This is a genomic window from Terrisporobacter vanillatitrophus (genome assembly GCF_051148895.1).
GTDB classification, from domain to species: domain Bacteria; phylum Bacillota; class Clostridia; order Peptostreptococcales; family Peptostreptococcaceae; genus Terrisporobacter; species Terrisporobacter vanillatitrophus.
The window spans coordinates 3,238,002-3,255,925 of sequence record NZ_CP154625.1 but is presented as its reverse complement, the minus strand read 5'-3'; the positions used below and the strand labels follow the sequence as shown (position 1 = coordinate 3,255,925).

Annotated in this window: 22 protein-coding genes; 18 read left to right on the top strand and 4 right to left on the bottom strand. The window is 29.2% G+C overall.

The genetic code is table 11. The annotated features are described in order from the left end of the window. Positions 1-39 precede the first annotated feature (39 nt). The 5 genes from TVTCOM_RS16080 to mgsA all read left to right on the top strand — a co-directional run bounded on the left by TVTCOM_RS16080 (position 40) and on the right by mgsA (position 3,505). Positions 40-747, top strand: coding sequence for a septum site-determining protein MinC (locus tag TVTCOM_RS16080; protein WP_434797272.1), 708 nt, complete (start codon positions 40-42; stop codon positions 745-747). A gap of 4 nt (positions 748-751) precedes the next feature. After that, positions 752-1,549: a septum site-determining protein MinD gene (gene minD, locus TVTCOM_RS16075; protein WP_434797271.1), complete on the top strand. Its 798-nt coding sequence runs from the start codon at positions 752-754 to the stop codon at positions 1,547-1,549. A gap of 15 nt (positions 1,550-1,564) precedes the next feature. After that, the gene (minE, locus tag TVTCOM_RS16070; RefSeq protein ID WP_039680243.1) at positions 1,565-1,849 is read left to right on the top strand and encodes a cell division topological specificity factor MinE; all 285 of its coding nucleotides are present in this window, start codon (positions 1,565-1,567) and stop codon (positions 1,847-1,849) included. 96 nt (positions 1,850-1,945) lie between these two features. After that, on the top strand, positions 1,946-3,061 hold the full coding sequence (rodA, locus tag TVTCOM_RS16065) for a rod shape-determining protein RodA (protein ID WP_434797270.1): 1,116 nt from the start codon (positions 1,946-1,948) through the stop codon (positions 3,059-3,061). Between the two features lie 30 nt (positions 3,062-3,091). Continuing rightward, positions 3,092-3,505 (top strand): methylglyoxal synthase, encoded by a 414-nt coding sequence (gene mgsA, locus TVTCOM_RS16060; protein ID WP_434799760.1) that lies wholly within the window; start codon positions 3,092-3,094, stop codon positions 3,503-3,505. A gap of 51 nt (positions 3,506-3,556) precedes the next feature. Here the strand turns inward: mgsA and TVTCOM_RS16055 are convergent, their stop codons facing one another. Beyond that, positions 3,557-4,750 (bottom strand): FprA family A-type flavoprotein, encoded by a 1,194-nt coding sequence (locus tag TVTCOM_RS16055; RefSeq protein ID WP_434797269.1) that lies wholly within the window; start codon positions 4,748-4,750, stop codon positions 3,557-3,559. Positions 4,751-5,130: 380 nt separating this feature from the next. Between TVTCOM_RS16055 and TVTCOM_RS16050 the strand changes: the two genes are divergently transcribed. The 11 genes from TVTCOM_RS16050 (at position 5,131) to TVTCOM_RS16000 (ending at position 14,323) form a co-directional block, all read left to right on the top strand. Further along, complete coding sequence (locus TVTCOM_RS16050) at positions 5,131-6,975, top strand: TIGR03960 family B12-binding radical SAM protein (RefSeq protein ID WP_434797268.1); 1,845 nt, start codon at positions 5,131-5,133, stop codon at positions 6,973-6,975. Positions 6,976-6,977: 2 nt separating this feature from the next. Then, positions 6,978-7,676 (top strand): TIGR03936 family radical SAM-associated protein, encoded by a 699-nt coding sequence (locus tag TVTCOM_RS16045; protein WP_434797267.1) that lies wholly within the window; start codon positions 6,978-6,980, stop codon positions 7,674-7,676. An 11-nt stretch (positions 7,677-7,687) separates the two neighbouring features. Then, entirely contained in the window at positions 7,688-9,091 is a 1,404-nt protein-coding gene (locus TVTCOM_RS16040; protein ID WP_434797266.1) for an Rne/Rng family ribonuclease, read from the top strand. Positions 9,092-9,209: 118 nt separating this feature from the next. Continuing rightward, complete coding sequence (rplU, locus tag TVTCOM_RS16035) at positions 9,210-9,524, top strand: 50S ribosomal protein L21 (protein WP_228104000.1); 315 nt, start codon at positions 9,210-9,212, stop codon at positions 9,522-9,524. A gap of 15 nt (positions 9,525-9,539) precedes the next feature. Beyond that, positions 9,540-9,860, top strand: a complete 321-nt coding sequence (locus TVTCOM_RS16030) for a ribosomal-processing cysteine protease Prp (RefSeq protein ID WP_434797265.1) — start codon at positions 9,540-9,542, stop codon at positions 9,858-9,860. Between the two features lie 13 nt (positions 9,861-9,873). Next, positions 9,874-10,164, top strand: a complete 291-nt coding sequence (gene rpmA, locus TVTCOM_RS16025; protein WP_039679784.1) for a 50S ribosomal protein L27 — start codon at positions 9,874-9,876, stop codon at positions 10,162-10,164. 89 nt (positions 10,165-10,253) lie between these two features. Next, positions 10,254-11,531: a GTPase ObgE gene (gene obgE / locus TVTCOM_RS16020; RefSeq protein ID WP_434797264.1), complete on the top strand. Its 1,278-nt coding sequence runs from the start codon at positions 10,254-10,256 to the stop codon at positions 11,529-11,531. A 25-nt stretch (positions 11,532-11,556) separates the two neighbouring features. Beyond that, positions 11,557-11,928: a YhbY family RNA-binding protein gene (locus TVTCOM_RS16015; RefSeq protein ID WP_434797263.1), complete on the top strand. Its 372-nt coding sequence runs from the start codon at positions 11,557-11,559 to the stop codon at positions 11,926-11,928. Positions 11,929-12,388: 460 nt separating this feature from the next. Then, the gene (locus TVTCOM_RS16010; RefSeq protein ID WP_434797262.1) at positions 12,389-13,453 is read left to right on the top strand and encodes an ABC transporter substrate-binding protein; all 1,065 of its coding nucleotides are present in this window, start codon (positions 12,389-12,391) and stop codon (positions 13,451-13,453) included. 162 nt (positions 13,454-13,615) lie between these two features. After that, positions 13,616-14,098 (top strand): DUF2975 domain-containing protein, encoded by a 483-nt coding sequence (locus tag TVTCOM_RS16005; RefSeq protein WP_434797261.1) that lies wholly within the window; start codon positions 13,616-13,618, stop codon positions 14,096-14,098. Between the two features lie 9 nt (positions 14,099-14,107). Next, positions 14,108-14,323, top strand: a complete 216-nt coding sequence (locus TVTCOM_RS16000) for a helix-turn-helix domain-containing protein (RefSeq protein WP_434797260.1) — start codon at positions 14,108-14,110, stop codon at positions 14,321-14,323. A 40-nt stretch (positions 14,324-14,363) separates the two neighbouring features. Here TVTCOM_RS16000 and TVTCOM_RS15995 read toward each other — a convergent pair whose 3' ends face one another. The 3 genes from TVTCOM_RS15995 to recX form a co-directional block, all read right to left on the bottom strand. Beyond that, on the bottom strand, positions 14,364-14,528 hold the full coding sequence (locus TVTCOM_RS15995; RefSeq protein WP_434797259.1) for a hypothetical protein: 165 nt from the start codon (positions 14,526-14,528) through the stop codon (positions 14,364-14,366). Between the two features lie 17 nt (positions 14,529-14,545). Next, positions 14,546-15,466 (bottom strand): ribonuclease Z, encoded by a 921-nt coding sequence (locus TVTCOM_RS15990; protein ID WP_434797258.1) that lies wholly within the window; start codon positions 15,464-15,466, stop codon positions 14,546-14,548. Positions 15,467-15,700: 234 nt separating this feature from the next. Further along, complete coding sequence (gene recX, locus TVTCOM_RS15985; RefSeq protein ID WP_434797257.1) at positions 15,701-16,342, bottom strand: recombination regulator RecX; 642 nt, start codon at positions 16,340-16,342, stop codon at positions 15,701-15,703. Between the two features lie 236 nt (positions 16,343-16,578). Here recX and nadD point away from each other — a divergent pair, with 236 nt between their 5' ends. Together nadD and yqeK are read left to right on the top strand one after the other, a co-directional pair. Beyond that, the gene (gene nadD / locus TVTCOM_RS15980) at positions 16,579-17,268 is read left to right on the top strand and encodes a nicotinate-nucleotide adenylyltransferase (RefSeq protein ID WP_434797256.1); all 690 of its coding nucleotides are present in this window, start codon (positions 16,579-16,581) and stop codon (positions 17,266-17,268) included. Then, positions 17,269-17,853, top strand: coding sequence for a bis(5'-nucleosyl)-tetraphosphatase (symmetrical) YqeK (yqeK, locus tag TVTCOM_RS15975; protein WP_434797255.1), 585 nt, complete (start codon positions 17,269-17,271; stop codon positions 17,851-17,853). It abuts the gene before it with no gap. Positions 17,854-17,924: the final 71 nt, after the last annotated feature.

The following is a 17,924-nucleotide window of genomic DNA, read 5'->3' as shown; positions in this document are numbered from 1 at the left end:
GAATATAAGTAATAAACTAATATCACTCTGGAGGTTGTTATGTCTTTTAGTAAATATTCCACAGAAGAGCTTATAGAGTTTAAAGGAAATAAAAAAGGGCTTATTATTAATATTAAAAAAGTAGCACCCTTTGAACATATAGAACAAAGTATAATAGATAGATTAGAAGAAAATGTTGGATTTTTTAATGGAGCAAAAATTTATCAAATTAATTGTGACTATTTAAATGACATTCATATGATGATGATTAAAGAATCTATTACATCAAAATTTGATATAGAGTTCGTAGAAGAAGAAAAAGAAACTTATATTAACGCTTATGAAACAAAGTATGTGGATGCTATGAGATCTGGGGAAAATGTAGTCTTTGATGGAGACGTTGTAGTAATGAGTGATATGAACCCTGGTTCACAAGTTAGTTCCACTAGAAATGTTGTTATTATGGGTAATATGAATTCTGGAGCTAAAGTAGTTGCTAATGGGAATATTGTAGTGATGGGTGAAGTGCGAGGATTTGTTCATGCAGGAGCCAAAGGAAATAATTCGGCTTATGTTATAGCAAATAGTTTAAATCCTAAAATACTGCAAATAGCAGATAATATTGCAGAGGCACCAGAGGATGATTATGAAGAGTCAAAGAATGAGAAAAAAATTATTCCTGAAATAGCCTTTGTGAGTAAAGACAGGATTGTTATTGAAAGCTTTTTACCTAAAACTTTAAAAAACAAGGAAATATATAGGGGGTAGTATAATGAGCGAAGTCATAGTTATAACTTCAGGCAAAGGTGGAGTTGGTAAAACAACAACTGTAGCTAACTTAGGTACAGCACTTAGTTTAGAAAATAAAAGAACTGTTGTGGTAGATGCAGATATAGGACTTAGAAACTTAGATGTGGTTATGGGGCTAGAAAACAGAATAGTATATGATATAGTAGACATAGTTGAGGGAACATGTAAGTTAAAACAAGCATTGATAAAAGATAAGAGATTTGAAAATTTATACTTATTGCCAGCAGCACAAACAAGAGACAAAAATGCAGTATCTGTGGAGCAAATGTCTGAGCTTTGTGAAAAACTAAAAGAAAGTTTTGATTATGTAATAATAGATTGTCCTGCGGGAATAGAACAAGGATTCAGAAATGCCATAGCAGGAGCAAATAGAGCTATTGTTGTTACAAATCCTGAAGTATCTGCTGTTAGAGATGCAGATAGAATAATTGGGTTATTAGAAGCCAATGAAATTAGTGAAATTAGATTAATAATTAATAGAATAAGACAGGATATGGTTAAACGCGGAGATATGATGGACAAGCAAGATATAGTTGAAATATTAGCTATAGACTTAATTGGTATAGTTCCAGATGATGAAAGTATAATCATATCAACAAATAAAGGGGAACCTGCAATACTTGATCCTAAATCAAATGCAGGAAAAGCATATAGAAACATTGCTCAAAGAATACTAGGTAATAATGTTCCTATCATGGAAATGGAACAAGAGACTAACTTCTTTGGAAAAATCAAAAAAATGTTTGGCGTAGCTAAATAGAATAGGGGGATGTTCATGTTTGATCTTTTTAAAGCTTTTTCAAGTGAAAATAAGACTAGCAAAAACGTAGCAAAAGAAAGGTTAAAATTAGTTCTTGTACATGACAGGGTAGATTGTTCTCCACAACTTTTAAATATGATTAAAGATGACATATTAAAAGTTATATCTAACTACGCTGATATAGAAGAAGATGGTTTAGAGATAAAGATGTCTAAAACTAGAAGTGAGAATGGAGACAGACCAGTATCTGCCTTAGTTGCAAATATACCACTTAAGAATTTAAAAGACAGGAAAATATAAATTAGTCTTAATAAAGGGGGATATACTTAAGGTATATTCCCTATTTAGTTCGTGACATTTTAATATGGATTTCTATACCAGAAAGACGGTGATAAATTGATTAAATATAAAAATAGTTTAAAGTTATTAAAGCAGTTAGATTGGAAGTTAATAGCTACACTCTTAGTAATCTTTACTTTTGGTATTGTTATATTAAGTAGTGCTACTCATGTAAATCAAACTGGAAATTATTCTAGACTAATAAAACAAACTGTAGCCTTTGTTTTAGGTTTAGGAGTGATTATGTTCATATTGGTTTTTGATTACAACTTCTTAGGCCAATATTACAAAGAGTTGTATATTGCAAGTGTCGTGTTGCTAGCAATAGTTTTAACTCCCCTTGGAGCAGTTAGAGGTGGAGCAAAATCAACATTAGATTTGGGGCCTTTGGATTTACAAACTGCAGAAGTAGTAAAATTTACTTTTATACTAAGCTATGCAAAAATTGTAGAGCTTAAAAAAGGAAAGATGGATAATGTAAAAGACATTGTAAGGTTATTAATGTATGCAGCACCTGTAATTGGTTTATTAATTGCACAACCAGACTTAGGTACAGCTATAGTATTTTGTTGTATAATTGCAGGTATAATATTTACAGCTGGAATTGACTACAATATACTAAAAAAAACAATAATTGTAGGAGTTGTAGCACTTCCTATTGTATACTTGTGTATAGACCCATACCAACAGGCTAGAATAACAGGTTTTTTACATCCAGAAGACACAAGTATACAAGGTAACTATCAGGTTATGCAGTCTAATATAGCCATAGGTTCAGGCGGTTTCACAGGTAAAGGTCTATTCAAAGGGACACAAAACCAAGAAGATTTTCTACCTATACAAGATAGTGACTTTGTATTTGCAGTTGTAGGAGAAGAATTAGGAGTAATAGGGATGGTAGCCTTAATAAGCTTATTTGCTTATTTTCTATATAGAATGTTAAGAATATCTGCTGAATCCAAGGATGAATACGGAGCCCTCGTTGTAGTTGGAGTAACTTCAATGTTCGCATACCAAATTATCCAAAATATAGGTATGACTGTATCTCTAATACCGGTAACAGGGGTAACACTTCCATTTATAAGTTATGGAGGAAGTTCTGTTTTAACATCTATGGCAAGTTTAGGCTTAGTATTAAATGTTTGTATGAGAAGAAAGAAGATAAACTTCTAGAGAAAGCAGGGGTGTAAGGTGAATATGAAAATGAATATTGCATTAGTTGCACATGATGAAATGAAAAATACTATGGTAGGTTTTTGTATTGCCTATGAGAACATATTAAAAAAATATGGTATTTATGCAACAGGAACTACAGGTAAAAGAATAATGGATGAAACGAACTTGAAAATAAATAGATTAGCATCTGGGCCACTTGGTGGAGATCAGCAAATTGGTGCCTTAATTGTTAATCAAGATATTGATTTAGTTATATTTTTAAGGGATCCACTAACTTCTCAAGCGCATGAACCGGATATACAGGCATTAATTAGACTTTGTGATGTATATCATGTGCCAGTGGCAACAAACTTAGCTAGTGCAGAAATTTTTATTAAAGCATTGGATAGGGGAGAGTTCTCTTTTAGAGAAGTAAGAAAAACTACAAGTCAAAGAATTTAAAATAAAAGGTTAATGTGAAGAATTAATTTTCAACACATTAACCTTTTGTTTTTATTTAATATAATTAGCAAATTCTACACCATAATCAAAACATTCTTTGAATGTATCATCGCTCGGGAAGAATTTCTTTTTAAGAGCCGGTTGAGGAACTTTAAATGCCATAGCTTTGAATAAATTTTCTGCCATAGATATACCTTCACCACTCCATCCATAAGAACCAAATACACCAGCAATAGTTCCCTTGTTAGCCATTGGATCTATTGATGAGAATAAATCCCACATAGGTTTAACCATAGTTCGATTAATTGTTGGAGAACCAATTAGAACTACTTTTGCATTTAATACAGCACAGTGCATTTCTTCTAATGATAATTTTTCTAAGTCATATAACTTAACTTTAACATCTTGAGATAGGGCACCTTGTTGTATTTTCTTAGCCATATCAAAAGTATTAGTATAAGCTGATAAGTAGAATATAGCCATTTCACCTTGATTAGTTTCTTCTAAAGCTGCTTTTGACCACTCTACATATCTAGTAACTTGTTCCATTGGTTTTTCAGAAAGTATAGGACCGTGAGAAGTTAAAATTGTATCGAAATCTAATCCTAATTCAACAACTTTATCTACAGCATCTAAAACATATTTTGCATAAGGTTTAACTATACAATCATAGTATAATTTTGCTGAGCCTAAATAGCCTTCTCCATGAATAGCTTTTGCATCATAGTGAGAATAATGACATCCAAAAGCATCACAAGTTAATAAAACCTTGTCTTTAGGAACATAAGTGAACATTGTATCTGCCCAATGTAAGAATGGAGTTTGAATAAACTCAAGATTTCTTTTACCTATGTTTAATTTATCGCCAGTTTTAACAGTTGTACAATTGAACTGTCTGTTAACTTGATCACCTAAGTATGATTTAGCTGCATTAGTACAAACAACTTGAACATCTGGGTTTATATCTAATATATATTTTAAACAACCAGCATGATCTGGCTCAGTATGATGAATAACTACATAGTCAATATCTTTAATATGAACTAATTCTTGTAAATTACTTAAAAATTCATCTTTAAAACAATCTTTTACAGTATCAAATAAAACAACTTTTTCATCTCTTATTAGATAAGAATTGTAAGTTGTTCCATACTTTGTTTCCATTATAATATCAAATATTTCTAAATCCTTATCTACAACACCAGTATAAAATATATCTGGCTTAATTTCAAAAACACTGCTCATTGAAAACCTCCTAAATATAAAAAATCATAGCACAAATTGTATATACCCAATCTGATTTAGAATTAAACTAAAAATATGATTAGGATTATTATTTTAGTTATTTGTTATTTTTACTCAAAAAATAAGAAAAAACTAAAATGAGTACATATAAATAATTTTATTAAATAAGATTATCTAATTATAAGAGATATTTTAGAAATTAATATTTATATAGATAAAGTTATTCTAAAAGAAGTATAATGAATAATAATAACGCGATAATATAAGTAATGAGTTAATATTTGGCTTTTTGAAGTAAAAATTTTTGATACCAAATATTTTATAGTGTATAATAAAATTTATGTTAATTACAATTAGTTTATCGGAGGTTTCAATATTAGATGGATAAAGCAGAATTTAGAAAAATTTTAAAAAAAGTAGAAAAACCAGCTAGATATTTAGGAAATGAAATAAATTCAATTCATAAAGATACTAGCAAAGAAGGTTTAATAAGATACGCACAATGTTTCCCAGACTTATATGAAGTAGGGATGAGTCATTTAGGAAGTCAAATCTTATATAGAGTATTAAATAGCGATGAAAATGTTTATTGTGAAAGAGTTTATTCTCCAGCAGTGGATATGGAAGAAATATTAAGAGAAAAGAATATACCTCTATTTGCAATAGAATCAAGAGAACCTATAACAAATTTTGACTTTGTTACATTTACCCTTCAATATGAACTTTCTTATACAAATATATTAAACATATTAGACTTAGCTAATATAGAAATATTTGCAAAAGATAGAAAGTTAGATGATCCATTTATAATGGTTGGAGGTCCTTGCGCTTACAACTCAGAACCTTTAGCGGATTTCGTGGACATAGTAATACTTGGCGAAGGTGAAGAAGTTAACTTAGAAGTACTAAACGAGTACAAAGAGTGGAAGAAAAACAAAACAACTAGAGAAGATTTCTTAATGAGAGCTTCTAAAATAGAAGGTGTTTATATACCAAGTTTCTATGATGTTACATATAATGAAGATAAAACAGTAAAAGAAACAGTGCCAAATAGAGAAGGAATACCTACTAATCCAAGAAAAAGAATAATAAAAAATATGGATGAAGTTCCATATCCAGAAGCCTTAATAGTTCCTTACATAGAAACTGTTCACGAAAGAGTGGTTTTAGAGCTATTTAGAGGATGTACAAGAGGATGTAGATTCTGTCAAGCTGGTATGATTTATAGACCAATAAGAGAAAAAAGTATCGGTACTCTAAAATCATCTTTAGACAAACTAATAAAAAGTACAGGATACGATGAAATATCTTTATCTTCACTTTCAACTAGTGATTACTCTAAATTAAGTGAACTTACAGATGTTTTAATAGAAGAATACGCAAGTAAAAACATAGGTATATCACTACCTTCACTTAGACTAGATAACTTTACAATGGAAATTGCCGAAAAAATACAACAAGTTAGAAAATCAGGACTTACATTTGCACCAGAAGCAGGAACTCAAAGAATGAGAGATGTTATAAATAAAGGTGTAAGTGAAGAAGATTTAAAAAATGCTACTACAAAAGCTTTTGAAATGGGATGGCATAGTGTAAAACTTTATTTCATGATAGGCCTTCCAACAGAAAGATACGAAGATTTAGATGGAATAAAAGATTTAGCATACAATGTAATAGATACTTATAGAGAAGTACATGGCGGAAAATTATCTAGAAAATTTGGAGTAACAGTAAGTACATCAACATTTGTACCAAAGCCATTTACTCCATTCCAATGGCATCCACAGGACACAGGAGATGTGGTTAGAGAAAAACAACAATACTTAGTTAAGGCTCTAAAAAATAGAGATATAAGATATAACTATCATGATTCAAAAACTAGTTTAATGGAAGCTGTTGTATCTAGAGGAGATAGAAGAATAGGTAAAGTTATTTATGATGCATTCAAAGCTGGAGCTAAATTTGATGGATGGTCAGAATACTTTAACTTAGATATATGGACTGAGGCTATGGAGAAAAATGGACTAGATATAAGCTGGTATGCTCATAGAGAAAGAAGCTACGACGAAGTGTTTGCGTGGGATCACATAGATGTAGGTGTATCTAAGAAATTCTTAATAGTAGAAAATGACAAAGCTAAAGAAGATGTAGTGACACCAGACTGTAGGCAGAGATGTAATAGTTGTGGAATAAATACAACGGACTTAGGAAGGGGGCTATGCTAATTATGAGTAAGTTAATTAGAGCTAAATATAAAAAAGAAGATGATATGATATTCATATCACATCTTGATTTACAAAGACTTTTACAAAGAGCGTTTAGAAGAGCAGAAATAAACTTATCTTATTCTCAAGGATTTAACCCTCATCCAAAGATGAGTTATGCTAATGCTCTTGCACTAGGAACAGAAAGTCAAGGAGAGTATGTAGATATAGAAATAGAGGATGATATATTTGTTGGAGACTTTTTACAAAGAATAAATGAAGAATTACCAATAGGTGTGGAGTTTATAAAAGCAGAAGAAATAACTCCACAAACTCCGGCTCTTGCACAAGAGATAGTTTATGGAGAATATTTATTTAATATAGATTTAGAAACTCCTTTAAGCAAAGAACTTGTAAAAACTAGAGTATTTGAGTTCATAACAAGTAAATCAATAATGATAAGTAAGAAAAATAAAAAAGGTAAGATCGTAGAAGTTGATATAAGACCAATGATTAAAACTTTTGACTTAGTTGTATTAGATGATAGTAGAGCTACTTTTGAAGCTATTATAGCAACAGGATCTAAAGCTAACTTAAATACTAATATATTTGTACCAATCTTACTTGAAATATTAGGTATAGAGATGGATCCAAAAGAAGTTGAAATAATAAGAAGAGACCTTTATAAGATAGTAGATGGAGAATTAGTAACTCCATTATAGTGAGGATAATAATGAAAAAAATAATAATTGAAACTTTAGCATCATCAGAGAAAACTGCCATAGTTGAAGATGATAAACTTGTAGAATTATTAATTGATGAAAATGAAAATAATAAATTAGTATCCAACATATATAGAGGAATAGTAAAAAATGTAAAAGCAGGCCTAGAGGCCTGCTTTGTAGATATAGGCATGGAAAAACTAGCCTATCTTCCTCTAAGAAAAGATTCAAATATAAAATCTGGAATGGATATTATGGTTCAAATTAATAAAGAAGCAGTAGGTACAAAAGGTCCTAAATTAAACTTAGAAGTGAGTTTATCAGGTCGTTACTTAGTTTATATACCAAGTAATGATAGGATAACCATATCTAATAGACTGCAAGATGAGCAAGAGAGATTTAGGCTTAAAAAGATTATAAAAAAACTCCTTGGAAAAGACTGTGGAATTATAATTAGAACAGAAGCTACTGGATGCAGTGAAGAAGAGCTAGAAAAAGATTTTGCTGACTTAGAAGAAAAATATGATTTAATTTGCAAAAAATTTAAGTTAGGCATAGGGCCTAAACTTTTATATAAAGAGCTAGATGCTTCTACAAAATACATAAAAGACAATGTAAATGATGATGTTAGTGAAATTGTTGTAAATGATAATAATAAATATGAAGAGATAAAGAGTATTTTAAAAAGTATTAACAAAGATTATTTAAACAAACTAAAAATAATTGATAATGTAGATATTTTTGATTTATATAAAGTACAAAGCCAAGTAGAGAAAGCTCTGAACAAAAAAGTATGGCTAAAAAGTGGTGGTTATTTAATTATAGAAAAAACAGAAGCTTTAACTGTAATAGACGTTAACACAGGAAAATTCACTGGAAATTCAAATAGAGAAGATACAGTATATAAAACTAACGAAGAAGCATGTATAGAAATTGCAAGGCAGTTAAAACTTAGAGATATAGGTGGAATAATCATAATTGATTTTATAGATATGATTAAAAAGAAAAATAAGGAAAACCTATTAAAAACTTTAAATCATGAATTGCAAAAAGATAAAAGAAAATCTGAGGTACTAGGAATTACAAGACTAGGACTAGTAGAAGTTGCAAGAAGAAGACAAAAAAACTCCATAGATGAATATTATTTAGACGAATGTTGTTCATGTAAAGTAAATTCATCTACAAAATCAATGAACTATATTATGGATGATTTGGAAAAAGAAATAAGTAGAATAAAACATCATACATGCTATAATCACATTACTGTTGAGTTTAACCCCATAGCACTTAGCAAAATTAAAGTTAATTACATGGGCCTAATTAATAAAATAAGTGAAAAATATAAAATGAACATTTTGTTAGAAGAAAATAAAGATATATCCTATGAAAAATATAAAATTATTTTTGTAAGCTAGTTGACATTTTGTTCAATAAGTAGTATCATTTATAACTGTAATGCCGCACAGAAAAGGTTCAAACTTTCCTTTGGAAATACCTTGATGGCGAGTTCTTAGACCGAGGAGGTGTATATTAATGTACGCTATAGTTAAAACAGGTGGAAAGCAATACAAAGTTGCTGAAGGTGATGTATTATTCGTTGAAAAGTTAGAAGCACAAGCTGGTGAAGAAATAACTTTAAACGAAGTATTAGCTTGTACTAATGCAGAAGGAGAACTAGTTGTTGGAGCTCCAGTTGTAGAAGGTGCTTCTGTTACTGCTAAAGTAGTAGAGCAAGGAAAAGCTAAGAAAATAGTAGTTTACAAGTATAAAGCTAAAAAAGACTACAGAAGAAAACAAGGTCATCGTCAACCATACACTAAGATAGTTGTTGAAAAAATAAACGCTTAGTAATAGGTTAACAAAATGATAAAGATAAAATATCATTATACAGACGATTTCAGACGTAAAGGTTTTACAATAAAAGGACATGCTGATTTTGCTCCAATAGGAGAAGATATTGTTTGTTCAGCTGTGACTTCTAATGCCATTGGTATTATTAATTCATTAGATACATTAGCTAAGGTGAAATTTGATTCTGTAATTGGCCAAGAAGGTTTTATTGAATGTCTAGTTCACGAAGAAAGTTTAAATGAAAAAACTGATTTATTACTAGAACATTTTGAATTAACAATGAAATCAATCCAAAAGGATTATCGAAACAATATAAAAATCTTAAAAAAGTAGGGGGTGACTCCAAATGTTAAACATGAACTTACAATTATTAGCATCTAAAAAAGGGGTAGGATCATCTAAAAACGGTAGAGATTCTATAGCTAAAAGATTAGGTGTTAAAAGATATGACGGACAACTAGTTACTGCTGGTAGTATAATAGTAAGACAAAGAGGTACTAAAATACATCCAGGAACTAATGTAGGTAAAGGTGGAGATGACACTTTATTCGCATTAATAGACGGTACTGTTAAATTCGAAAGAAAAGACAAAAAAAGAAAAAAAGTAAGTATATATCCAGTACAAGTTGCTGAATAATAAAGGGAGAGGAGTGTATTTACACTCCTTTTCTTTTTAAATAATGAGAATTTGAATATAATAGCAAATTCTAATAGGAGGTGCCACTTTTGTTTATAGATAAGGCAAGGATATTTGTCAAAGCTGGAAATGGTGGAAACGGTGCAGTATCATTTAGAAGAGAAAAATATGTTCCTGCAGGTGGACCGGATGGCGGAGACGGAGGAAGAGGCGCTAGTGTTATATTTGAAGTTGATAACGACTTAAGAACACTAATGGACTTTAAATACCAAAGAAAATACGTAGCCACTCCAGGTGGAGATGGAAGTAAAAAAAGACAAGCTGGGAAAAATGGTGAAGACTTAGTTTTAAAAGTACCAGCTGGAACAATAATAAGAGATGAAGCTACTAATAAAATAATAGCTGACTTAAAAGAAGAAGGAGACAGAGCTGTTGTTGCAAGAGGTGGTAGAGGCGGAAAAGGAAACCACAATTTTGCAAATGCAGTGAGGCAAGCTCCAAACTTCGCTAAATCAGGAACTGATGGTGAAGAAAAGTGGATTATATTAGAGCTTAAAATGATAGCTGATGTAGGATTATTAGGGTTCCCTAATGTAGGTAAATCCACATTCTTATCAGTTGTTACTGCAGCTAAGCCTAAAATAGCAAACTATCACTTCACAACACTAACACCAAACCTTGGTGTGGTACAAACTAAATTTGGAGATAGTTTCGTTTTAGCTGATATACCAGGACTTATAGAAGGTGCAGCAGAAGGAGTTGGCCTTGGACATGCCTTCTTAAGACACGTTGAGAGAACTAAAGTATTAATACATATAGTTGATATATCTGGACTAGAAGGTAGAAATGCTTTAGAAGATTTCGATAGCATAAATGATGAACTTAAATTATACAATGAAAAACTAGCTACAAGACCTCAAGTTGTAGTAGCTAATAAAATAGATATACTTGAAGATGAATCAGTTTATGAAGAGTTTAAGACAACTTTAGAAGAAAGAGGATATAAAGTATTCAAAATGTCTGCAGCAACAAGAGAAGGTATAGATGATGTAATAACTTATGTTTCTCAAGTGTTAAAAGATGCTGAAGAAATAGAACTTATATCTGAGGAAGAACTATATGTTCCTGAATTAGATTCTGAAGAAGAAGAACCTCTACAAGTAGAAATAGAAAATGGAGTATATGTTGTTACAGGTAAAGCACTTAGAAGAATTATGTACTCTGTTAACTTTGAAGATATGGAATCTATTCAATTCTTCCAAAAATCTATGGAAAGTCAAGGCGTATTTGACAAACTTAGAGAAATGGGTATTGAAGATGGAGATACAGTTAAGATATATGAAATAGAATTTGAATTCTATGATTAAAATTTAATATAAAAGAGGTGACAATATGTTAAACGGAAGACAAAGATCATATTTAAGATCTTTAGCAAATACTCTTAAGCCTATAACTCAAATAGGAAAAGATGGTGTAACTGAAGGTTTCTTAGAACAATTAGATGCGATGCTAGACTCTAGAGAATTAGTTAAAGTAACTATACTTGAAACGGCTGGTATAGATACGAAAGAGGCAGCTAATGCCATATGTAAAGCGTTAAGAGCGGAATTTGTTCAAGCTATAGGTTTTAAATTTACATTATACAGAAAAAATCAAGAAGAGCCAAAAATATTATTCCCAGGTCAAAAACCTGCTACTAAAAAAGTTGTAGAAGAAGGTATGACTAAAAAAGGAAAACCAACTAAAAAATCTCAAAGAAGATAGTAGTGGGAAGAGAATGATATATAATTTATAATAAATAAATGTAATAAGAATATAAAAAGAAGCTATTATGAAGTGACTGAACCAGTCATTTATGATGGCTTTTTTTATTTTATTTAAATATCATTAATAATTACTTATGGAAAAACCAGTATAATGCTTAAATTTTAATTATTATATAAAGTATGTTATACTATAATATGAACAGTTATATATTAATTCTAATAAAATTTTAACATGTAAAGAAATTATAAATTATAACTTTAATCATAAGGAAAAATGTGCAAGTAGAAGAAGAAATAAAAGTATAGATTAATTTAGTATAGTCAATTTTAGGTACTGTAGGAAGATAAATCTGTGTTATTATCTTATTATTTAAAATATAATTTTAATAGGTTATATTTCATATGGTATTATAACTCATAAATAAACTTAAAAATAAAATATGAAAGGAAAATAAAATATGAAAAAGATAGCTAAAATATTAACCTTAATAATATGTGTATCAGCAGTAGGTGTATTTTTTACAGGTTGCAATAAAAAGAATAATTACTCCAAAGAAATAAACTTTTTTAACTATGGTGAAAACATAGATGATGAAACTGTAAGAGAATTTGAACAAAAATATGATATAAGAGTTAATATTGAAACTTTTGATGATATGGAAGCTATGTATTCGAAGGTTAAAAGTGGAGCAGGAAAATACGATGTTATTTTAGTCTCAGATGTTTTGATGCCAAGAATGATAGATCAAAAGCTTATACAGAAAATAAATAAGGATAATATACCAAATATATCTCAAATGAATGAAGAATACTTAGATTTAGAAATAGACCCAGGTAACAAATACTCAGTGCCTTATATGTTTGGAACAGTAGGACTTATTTATAATAAAGATGTAGTAAAAGAAGAGGTAAAAAGTTGGGACATCTTATGGAATGAAAAATATAAAGGTAGAATATTTATGTTTGATACATATAGAGACACAATGGGTGTAGCATTGAAGAAATTAGGATATTCTTTAAACTCAACTGATTCAAAAGAAATAAAAGAAGCAAAAGAATTACTATTAGAACAAAGAAAATTGGTTAATCCGTTGTATGGTGTGGATAACGGGACTACAATGATTCCAGCAGGAGAAACAGATATAAATATGATATGGTCTGGAGAAGGATTAAACTTACAAGATGAATATCCTAATCTAGTTTATGTAGTACCTGAAGAAGGAGCAAACTTCTGGATTGATAGTTTATGCATACCTAAAAATGCTGAAAATGTGGAAGGTGCTGAGAAGTTTATAAACTTTGTAAGTGATAAGAAAAGGGCCCTTAGAATAGCTGATGAAATAGGATATACAACTCCTAACAAAGAAGCAAGGGAAGAACAACCAGAAAGTGTAAAAAATAATGCAAATGCATATATGACTACAGAAATAATGAATAGATGCGAAATTTATAAAGATTTTCCACTAGACGTTAAAAAAATGTATGATAAAGCATGGATTGCAATAAAATCAGACGAACAATAAAAATAGAGGTAGATTAATCTGCCTCTATTTTTGTGCAATCAAAAATTTGAAATATTAACCTTTTATGATAAAAATATATTAAAATACAATATTAATTTATTGAAAAACGATATTATAACTGCTACTATAATATTATAAAAACAAAAGGGGGGAGTGTAAGTTATGTTAAAAAACACAACAAAAACAAAAAGTGTATTAAGTGCTTCACTAACAATATTATTTTTTGCATTAGGTTTAATATTGATAATGGCAGTATTTATGGGAATTCCATTTATTTTTAATAATAGTAAAGACACAAGTACATTAGTATTTTATATTGGAATATTTATTATCGGCTTAACTTATTTAATAATGATTGCTTTTATATTGGATATAGTAAGTACTTCAAGAGTAAATATATTTGTAAAATCAAATGTAAAAAAATTTAAAAATATAGGCTATTTATTACTTGCAAATTTAATATTAGACTATATTCTTACAATAATAAATGGAGTAAGTGGTCTTAGATTTTTGGACTTAGCTCCAGGTATTTTTTTAACACCAAGTATGTGTGTATATTTTATAGCAGGCCTTCTATGTTTTGTAATAGCAGATGCTTTTGATGAGGCTATTATAATAAAAGAAGAAAATGAATTTACTGTATAGGAGATTATTATGACTATTATAGTTAACTTAGACGTGATGATGGCAAAAAGGAAAATGTCTCTGAAAGATTTGGCAGAAAAAATAGAGATAACTAATGCCAATTTATCTATATTGAAAAACAACAGAGCTAAGGCCGTTAGGTTTACAACTCTAAATGAGATATGTAAAGTTTTAGAGTGTCAGCCAGGAGATATACTTGAGTATATAGAAGAAGAGGAAGAATAATTAGGGGGGAAATATATTTATTAGTAGATAATTATATATTTTATGGAGCTGAGTCATTTGCTATATTTTGCAAAGAGTAGAAACTTGCTACTATAATAGGATCTGAAACCGGTGGAGATGGATATGTATATGATTCTGTACTTTTTAAACTTAATAATAGGGGTCTTATTGTTAGAATGTCATCCACAATAAAAATAGTGCTCATTATATTGAGCACTATTTTTAATCTTCGTAATTTAAAGAGAAGGATAATCTATCTTCTCCAACTATAGTATTTGGAAAAATCCTTGTGGCATTTTCTAAGTACTCATGAGGATTTTCCAAAGATGGGCTAAAATGAGTTAAAAGTAGTTGCTTAACTTTTCCTAAGGCTGCTAAGTTAGCGGCTTCTGTAAAAGTCATGTGTTTGTTTTTTACAGCTTTAGAAATATCCATATCATCTCCATACATGGCCTCACAAACAAATAAATCACTATCTTTAATGAAGTCAGGTATAGTAAGTAAAAATCTAGTGTCAGTAACAAAACTAATTTTAATACCTTTTCTATCATCTCCCAAAACCATATCTGAAGTATACGTTTTTTTATCATAAAAAACAGAATTAGTTTTTTGTAATCTATTCCATAAATGTTGCGGAACATTATTTGATTTTGCCTTTTTTGCGTTGAACTTAGGAGATCTTTTGAAATTCAAACTATAACCTAAGCATTCAGTGGAATGATCTAGTTCTAGTGTTGAAATTTCTAAATCCTTAAAAATAGGGTGATCTTCTAAGGTAAAGCTTTTATCTGGATTTTCTATTATTTTCAATTTATAAGGTAAATACTCCACAAGAACTTTTATAGCCTTCATAGTTTCTATAATTCCTCTAGGACCAACAATAGTTAAGTCTTCTGTTTTACCGCTATTGCCCATAGTAGATAAAAGACCGATAAGACCTATTATATGGTCGCCGTGGAGATGAGTTATTAAAATTAAATCTACATCTTTAAAACCACAATTTTTCATTCTCATAGATACCTGAGTACCTTCACCACAGTCTATTAAAATTTTTTTCCCTTTATAATTAATAAATAAAGAGGAAAGACTTCTATTAGGCATGGGCACATTGCCGCCACATCCTAGCAAAACTAAATCTATCATATGAATTCTCCTTATGTATATTTTGTTTTAAAATAACAATCACTAATTATAATTATAGTCTTAACAAAATATCTTATAAAATATATTTTATTTAAAAAAGAGATTATTAAATAATCTCTTTTTATCTATCTTCTTTATATAATTGTTTAATATTGTAAATTGATAATAGTACACAAAGTATGGCTATAACGGTTTTCATATTACCTCCTAAAGTATAATATATATACTTATATCTTAATAATCATCATTGTAATCACTTTTAAAAATCTTATTTAATACGCTTTTAATTATATCATAATTAAAGCCTTTATAAGCAAGGTGATTTGCAACTTTAGCATAAGATTTTTTAGGGCCTTCATTTTTTACTCGTGCATATCTTTTCTCTGCTAAATAAAGAGCATTTTCAAATTCTGCATCTACATCAATTTCAGAAATAGCTTCATCAATGGCTGATTTTTCAATGCCTTTATTATAAAGATTTTGTTTTATTTTATTTTTACCATATTTATTTAGATTAACGTTGGTAGTTACAATTTTAGAAGCTAATTCGTTATCGTTGATAAAATTATATTTTTTTAAAAAATCAAGAACCTCATCTATAACATCTTCTTCAAAATCATTTTCTAACTTTTCTCTAATTTTTTTCTCAGATTGACTAGATTTTGATAGGATATTTAAAGCTTTATTTTTCCCCTTTAAAAACATTTCATCTTTTAAAATTTGTCTAAGATGATCTTCTTCTATGTTGTCACCTTTTTTTAAGTTAAAATTAAATACTAACTCTTTATAAATAGCCATGAAAAATTTTTCATCAACATAAATATTTACTCTGTCTTGGTTTTTCTTTTGAACTTCAATTTTTGTTATTATAGACATATTTTGTCTCCTTTAAATTAAATTTATTGCTTAAAATTAAATAAATGTTAAAAATCACTTGTTATATAATTGAAATTATTATATATATTAATAGTGAACGAATTTTTGCAATTAAAGTATGAATATAGATAATTTAGTTAATAAAAATATATATTTATGATTATATACTAAAAAAAGGGTTTTTATATTATAAACTTAATTGTTATAGAAAAAAGGGAGTAAAAAGGAGAATAATAATGAGGATTGAAGATATAGTTATTGAATCTATATTGAAAAATAATGAGAAAATGGCAGAATTTAGGGACAGTGCTCATAAATTAAGAATAGGAATATTAGGAGGAACATTTGACCCTATACATTATGCTCATCTAGCAACGGTGGAGTTTATAAGAGGCAAATATAATTTAGATAAAGTTATTTTCATACCTTCTGGTAATCCTCCTCATAAATTTTGGAATATAACTGATAAAAAGGATCGTTATGAAATGGTAGTACTTGCTACTGTAAAAAATGAAAATTTTGTAGTTTCTGATATGGAAATTAAGAAAGTTGGAAAGACTTATACTATAGATACTTTGAGGGAGTTAAAAAAGACTTATCCAACTTGTGAATTATTTTTTATTACAGGAGCAGATGCTATATGTGATATAGAAGCATGGAAAGATGTAGCGGAAAATTTCAAATTGGCCACATTTATAGCAGCAACAAGACCGGGTATAAGTCTGCTTAGAGCTCAGGACTATATAGAAAAATTAGAAAATAAATATAATGCAAAAATTATAAATGTATATGTACCTTCTTTAGATATATCATCCACGTATATTAGGGATCAATTAAATTTAGGGAAATCGGTTAGGTACTTAATACCTGAAAATGTGGAAGCATATATAAAAGAAAAGTGTCTATACAATTTTGGAGTTGAGTAAATGGATTTAAAACAAATAGAAAAAATACTAAAGGAGATGTTACCTGAAAGAAGATTAGAACATTCTCTAAATGTATCAAAGTGTGCAGTAAAACTAAGTGAAATATATAAGTGTGATAGAGAAAAAGCAGAAATTGCTGGACTTGTTCATGATTGCGCCAAATATTTTATAGATGAACAAATTGAAGATTTTGTAGAAAAGTTTAATATAGAACTAGATCCTTTAGAAGAAAATAATATAGCTCTATCTCATAGTGTTATAGGTTCTTATGTTGCAATGGATGTATTTAATATTAATGATAAGGAAATTATAAATGCAATAAAGTATCATACTACAGGTAAAGAAAACATGTCTCTTTTAGAAAAAATAATATATATGGCGGACTTAATAGAAGAGGGTAGAAACTTTCCAAGAGTAGAAGAATTAAGAGAACTAACTTATAGTGGTAAATTAGACGAAGCATTAATTTTATCTTTCAATAACACTATAAAATTTGTAATAGATAATAATCAGTTAATACACCCCAGAACTGTAAAAGCTAGAAACTATATTCTAGGAAATTTAACTATGCGTAGTATTAACTAGGAATAGATAGAATTGTCATATGGTGTAATAAGAGGCGTAAATTTTAAAATTTGTATATATAATAGTAATAA

Bases quoted from the DNA above. Each gene is read 5' to 3' on its own strand.
- TVTCOM_RS16015 (WP_434797263.1), top strand. From the start codon at position 11,557: ATGTTAAACGGAAGACAAAGATCATATTTAAGATCTTTAGCAAATACT.
- TVTCOM_RS16045 (WP_434797267.1), top strand. From the start codon at position 6,978: ATGAGTAAGTTAATTAGAGCTAAATATAAAAAAGAAGATGATATGATA.
- TVTCOM_RS16005 (WP_434797261.1), top strand. From the start codon at position 13,616: ATGTTAAAAAACACAACAAAAACAAAAAGTGTATTAAGTGCTTCACTA.
- rplU (WP_228104000.1), top strand. From the start codon at position 9,210: ATGTACGCTATAGTTAAAACAGGTGGAAAGCAATACAAAGTTGCTGAA.
- TVTCOM_RS16000 (WP_434797260.1), top strand. From the start codon at position 14,108: ATGACTATTATAGTTAACTTAGACGTGATGATGGCAAAAAGGAAAATG.
- TVTCOM_RS16050 (WP_434797268.1), top strand. From the start codon at position 5,131: ATGGATAAAGCAGAATTTAGAAAAATTTTAAAAAAAGTAGAAAAACCA.
- recX (WP_434797257.1), bottom strand. From the start codon at position 16,342: ATGTCTATAATAACAAAAATTGAAGTTCAAAAGAAAAACCAAGACAGA.
- yqeK (WP_434797255.1), top strand. From the start codon at position 17,269: ATGGATTTAAAACAAATAGAAAAAATACTAAAGGAGATGTTACCTGAA.
- mgsA (WP_434799760.1), top strand. From the start codon at position 3,092: ATGAATATTGCATTAGTTGCACATGATGAAATGAAAAATACTATGGTA.
- TVTCOM_RS15995 (WP_434797259.1), bottom strand. From the start codon at position 14,528: ATGAGCACTATTTTTATTGTGGATGACATTCTAACAATAAGACCCCTA.
- TVTCOM_RS16040 (WP_434797266.1), top strand. From the start codon at position 7,688: ATGAAAAAAATAATAATTGAAACTTTAGCATCATCAGAGAAAACTGCC.
- TVTCOM_RS15990 (WP_434797258.1), bottom strand. From the start codon at position 15,466: ATGATAGATTTAGTTTTGCTAGGATGTGGCGGCAATGTGCCCATGCCT.
- TVTCOM_RS16030 (WP_434797265.1), top strand. From the start codon at position 9,540: ATGATAAAGATAAAATATCATTATACAGACGATTTCAGACGTAAAGGT.
- TVTCOM_RS16010 (WP_434797262.1), top strand. From the start codon at position 12,389: ATGAAAAAGATAGCTAAAATATTAACCTTAATAATATGTGTATCAGCA.
- minD (WP_434797271.1), top strand. From the start codon at position 752: ATGAGCGAAGTCATAGTTATAACTTCAGGCAAAGGTGGAGTTGGTAAA.
- rpmA (WP_039679784.1), top strand. From the start codon at position 9,874: ATGTTAAACATGAACTTACAATTATTAGCATCTAAAAAAGGGGTAGGA.
- TVTCOM_RS16055 (WP_434797269.1), bottom strand. From the start codon at position 4,750: ATGAGCAGTGTTTTTGAAATTAAGCCAGATATATTTTATACTGGTGTT.
- TVTCOM_RS16080 (WP_434797272.1), top strand. From the start codon at position 40: ATGTCTTTTAGTAAATATTCCACAGAAGAGCTTATAGAGTTTAAAGGA.
- nadD (WP_434797256.1), top strand. From the start codon at position 16,579: ATGAGGATTGAAGATATAGTTATTGAATCTATATTGAAAAATAATGAG.
- minE (WP_039680243.1), top strand. From the start codon at position 1,565: ATGTTTGATCTTTTTAAAGCTTTTTCAAGTGAAAATAAGACTAGCAAA.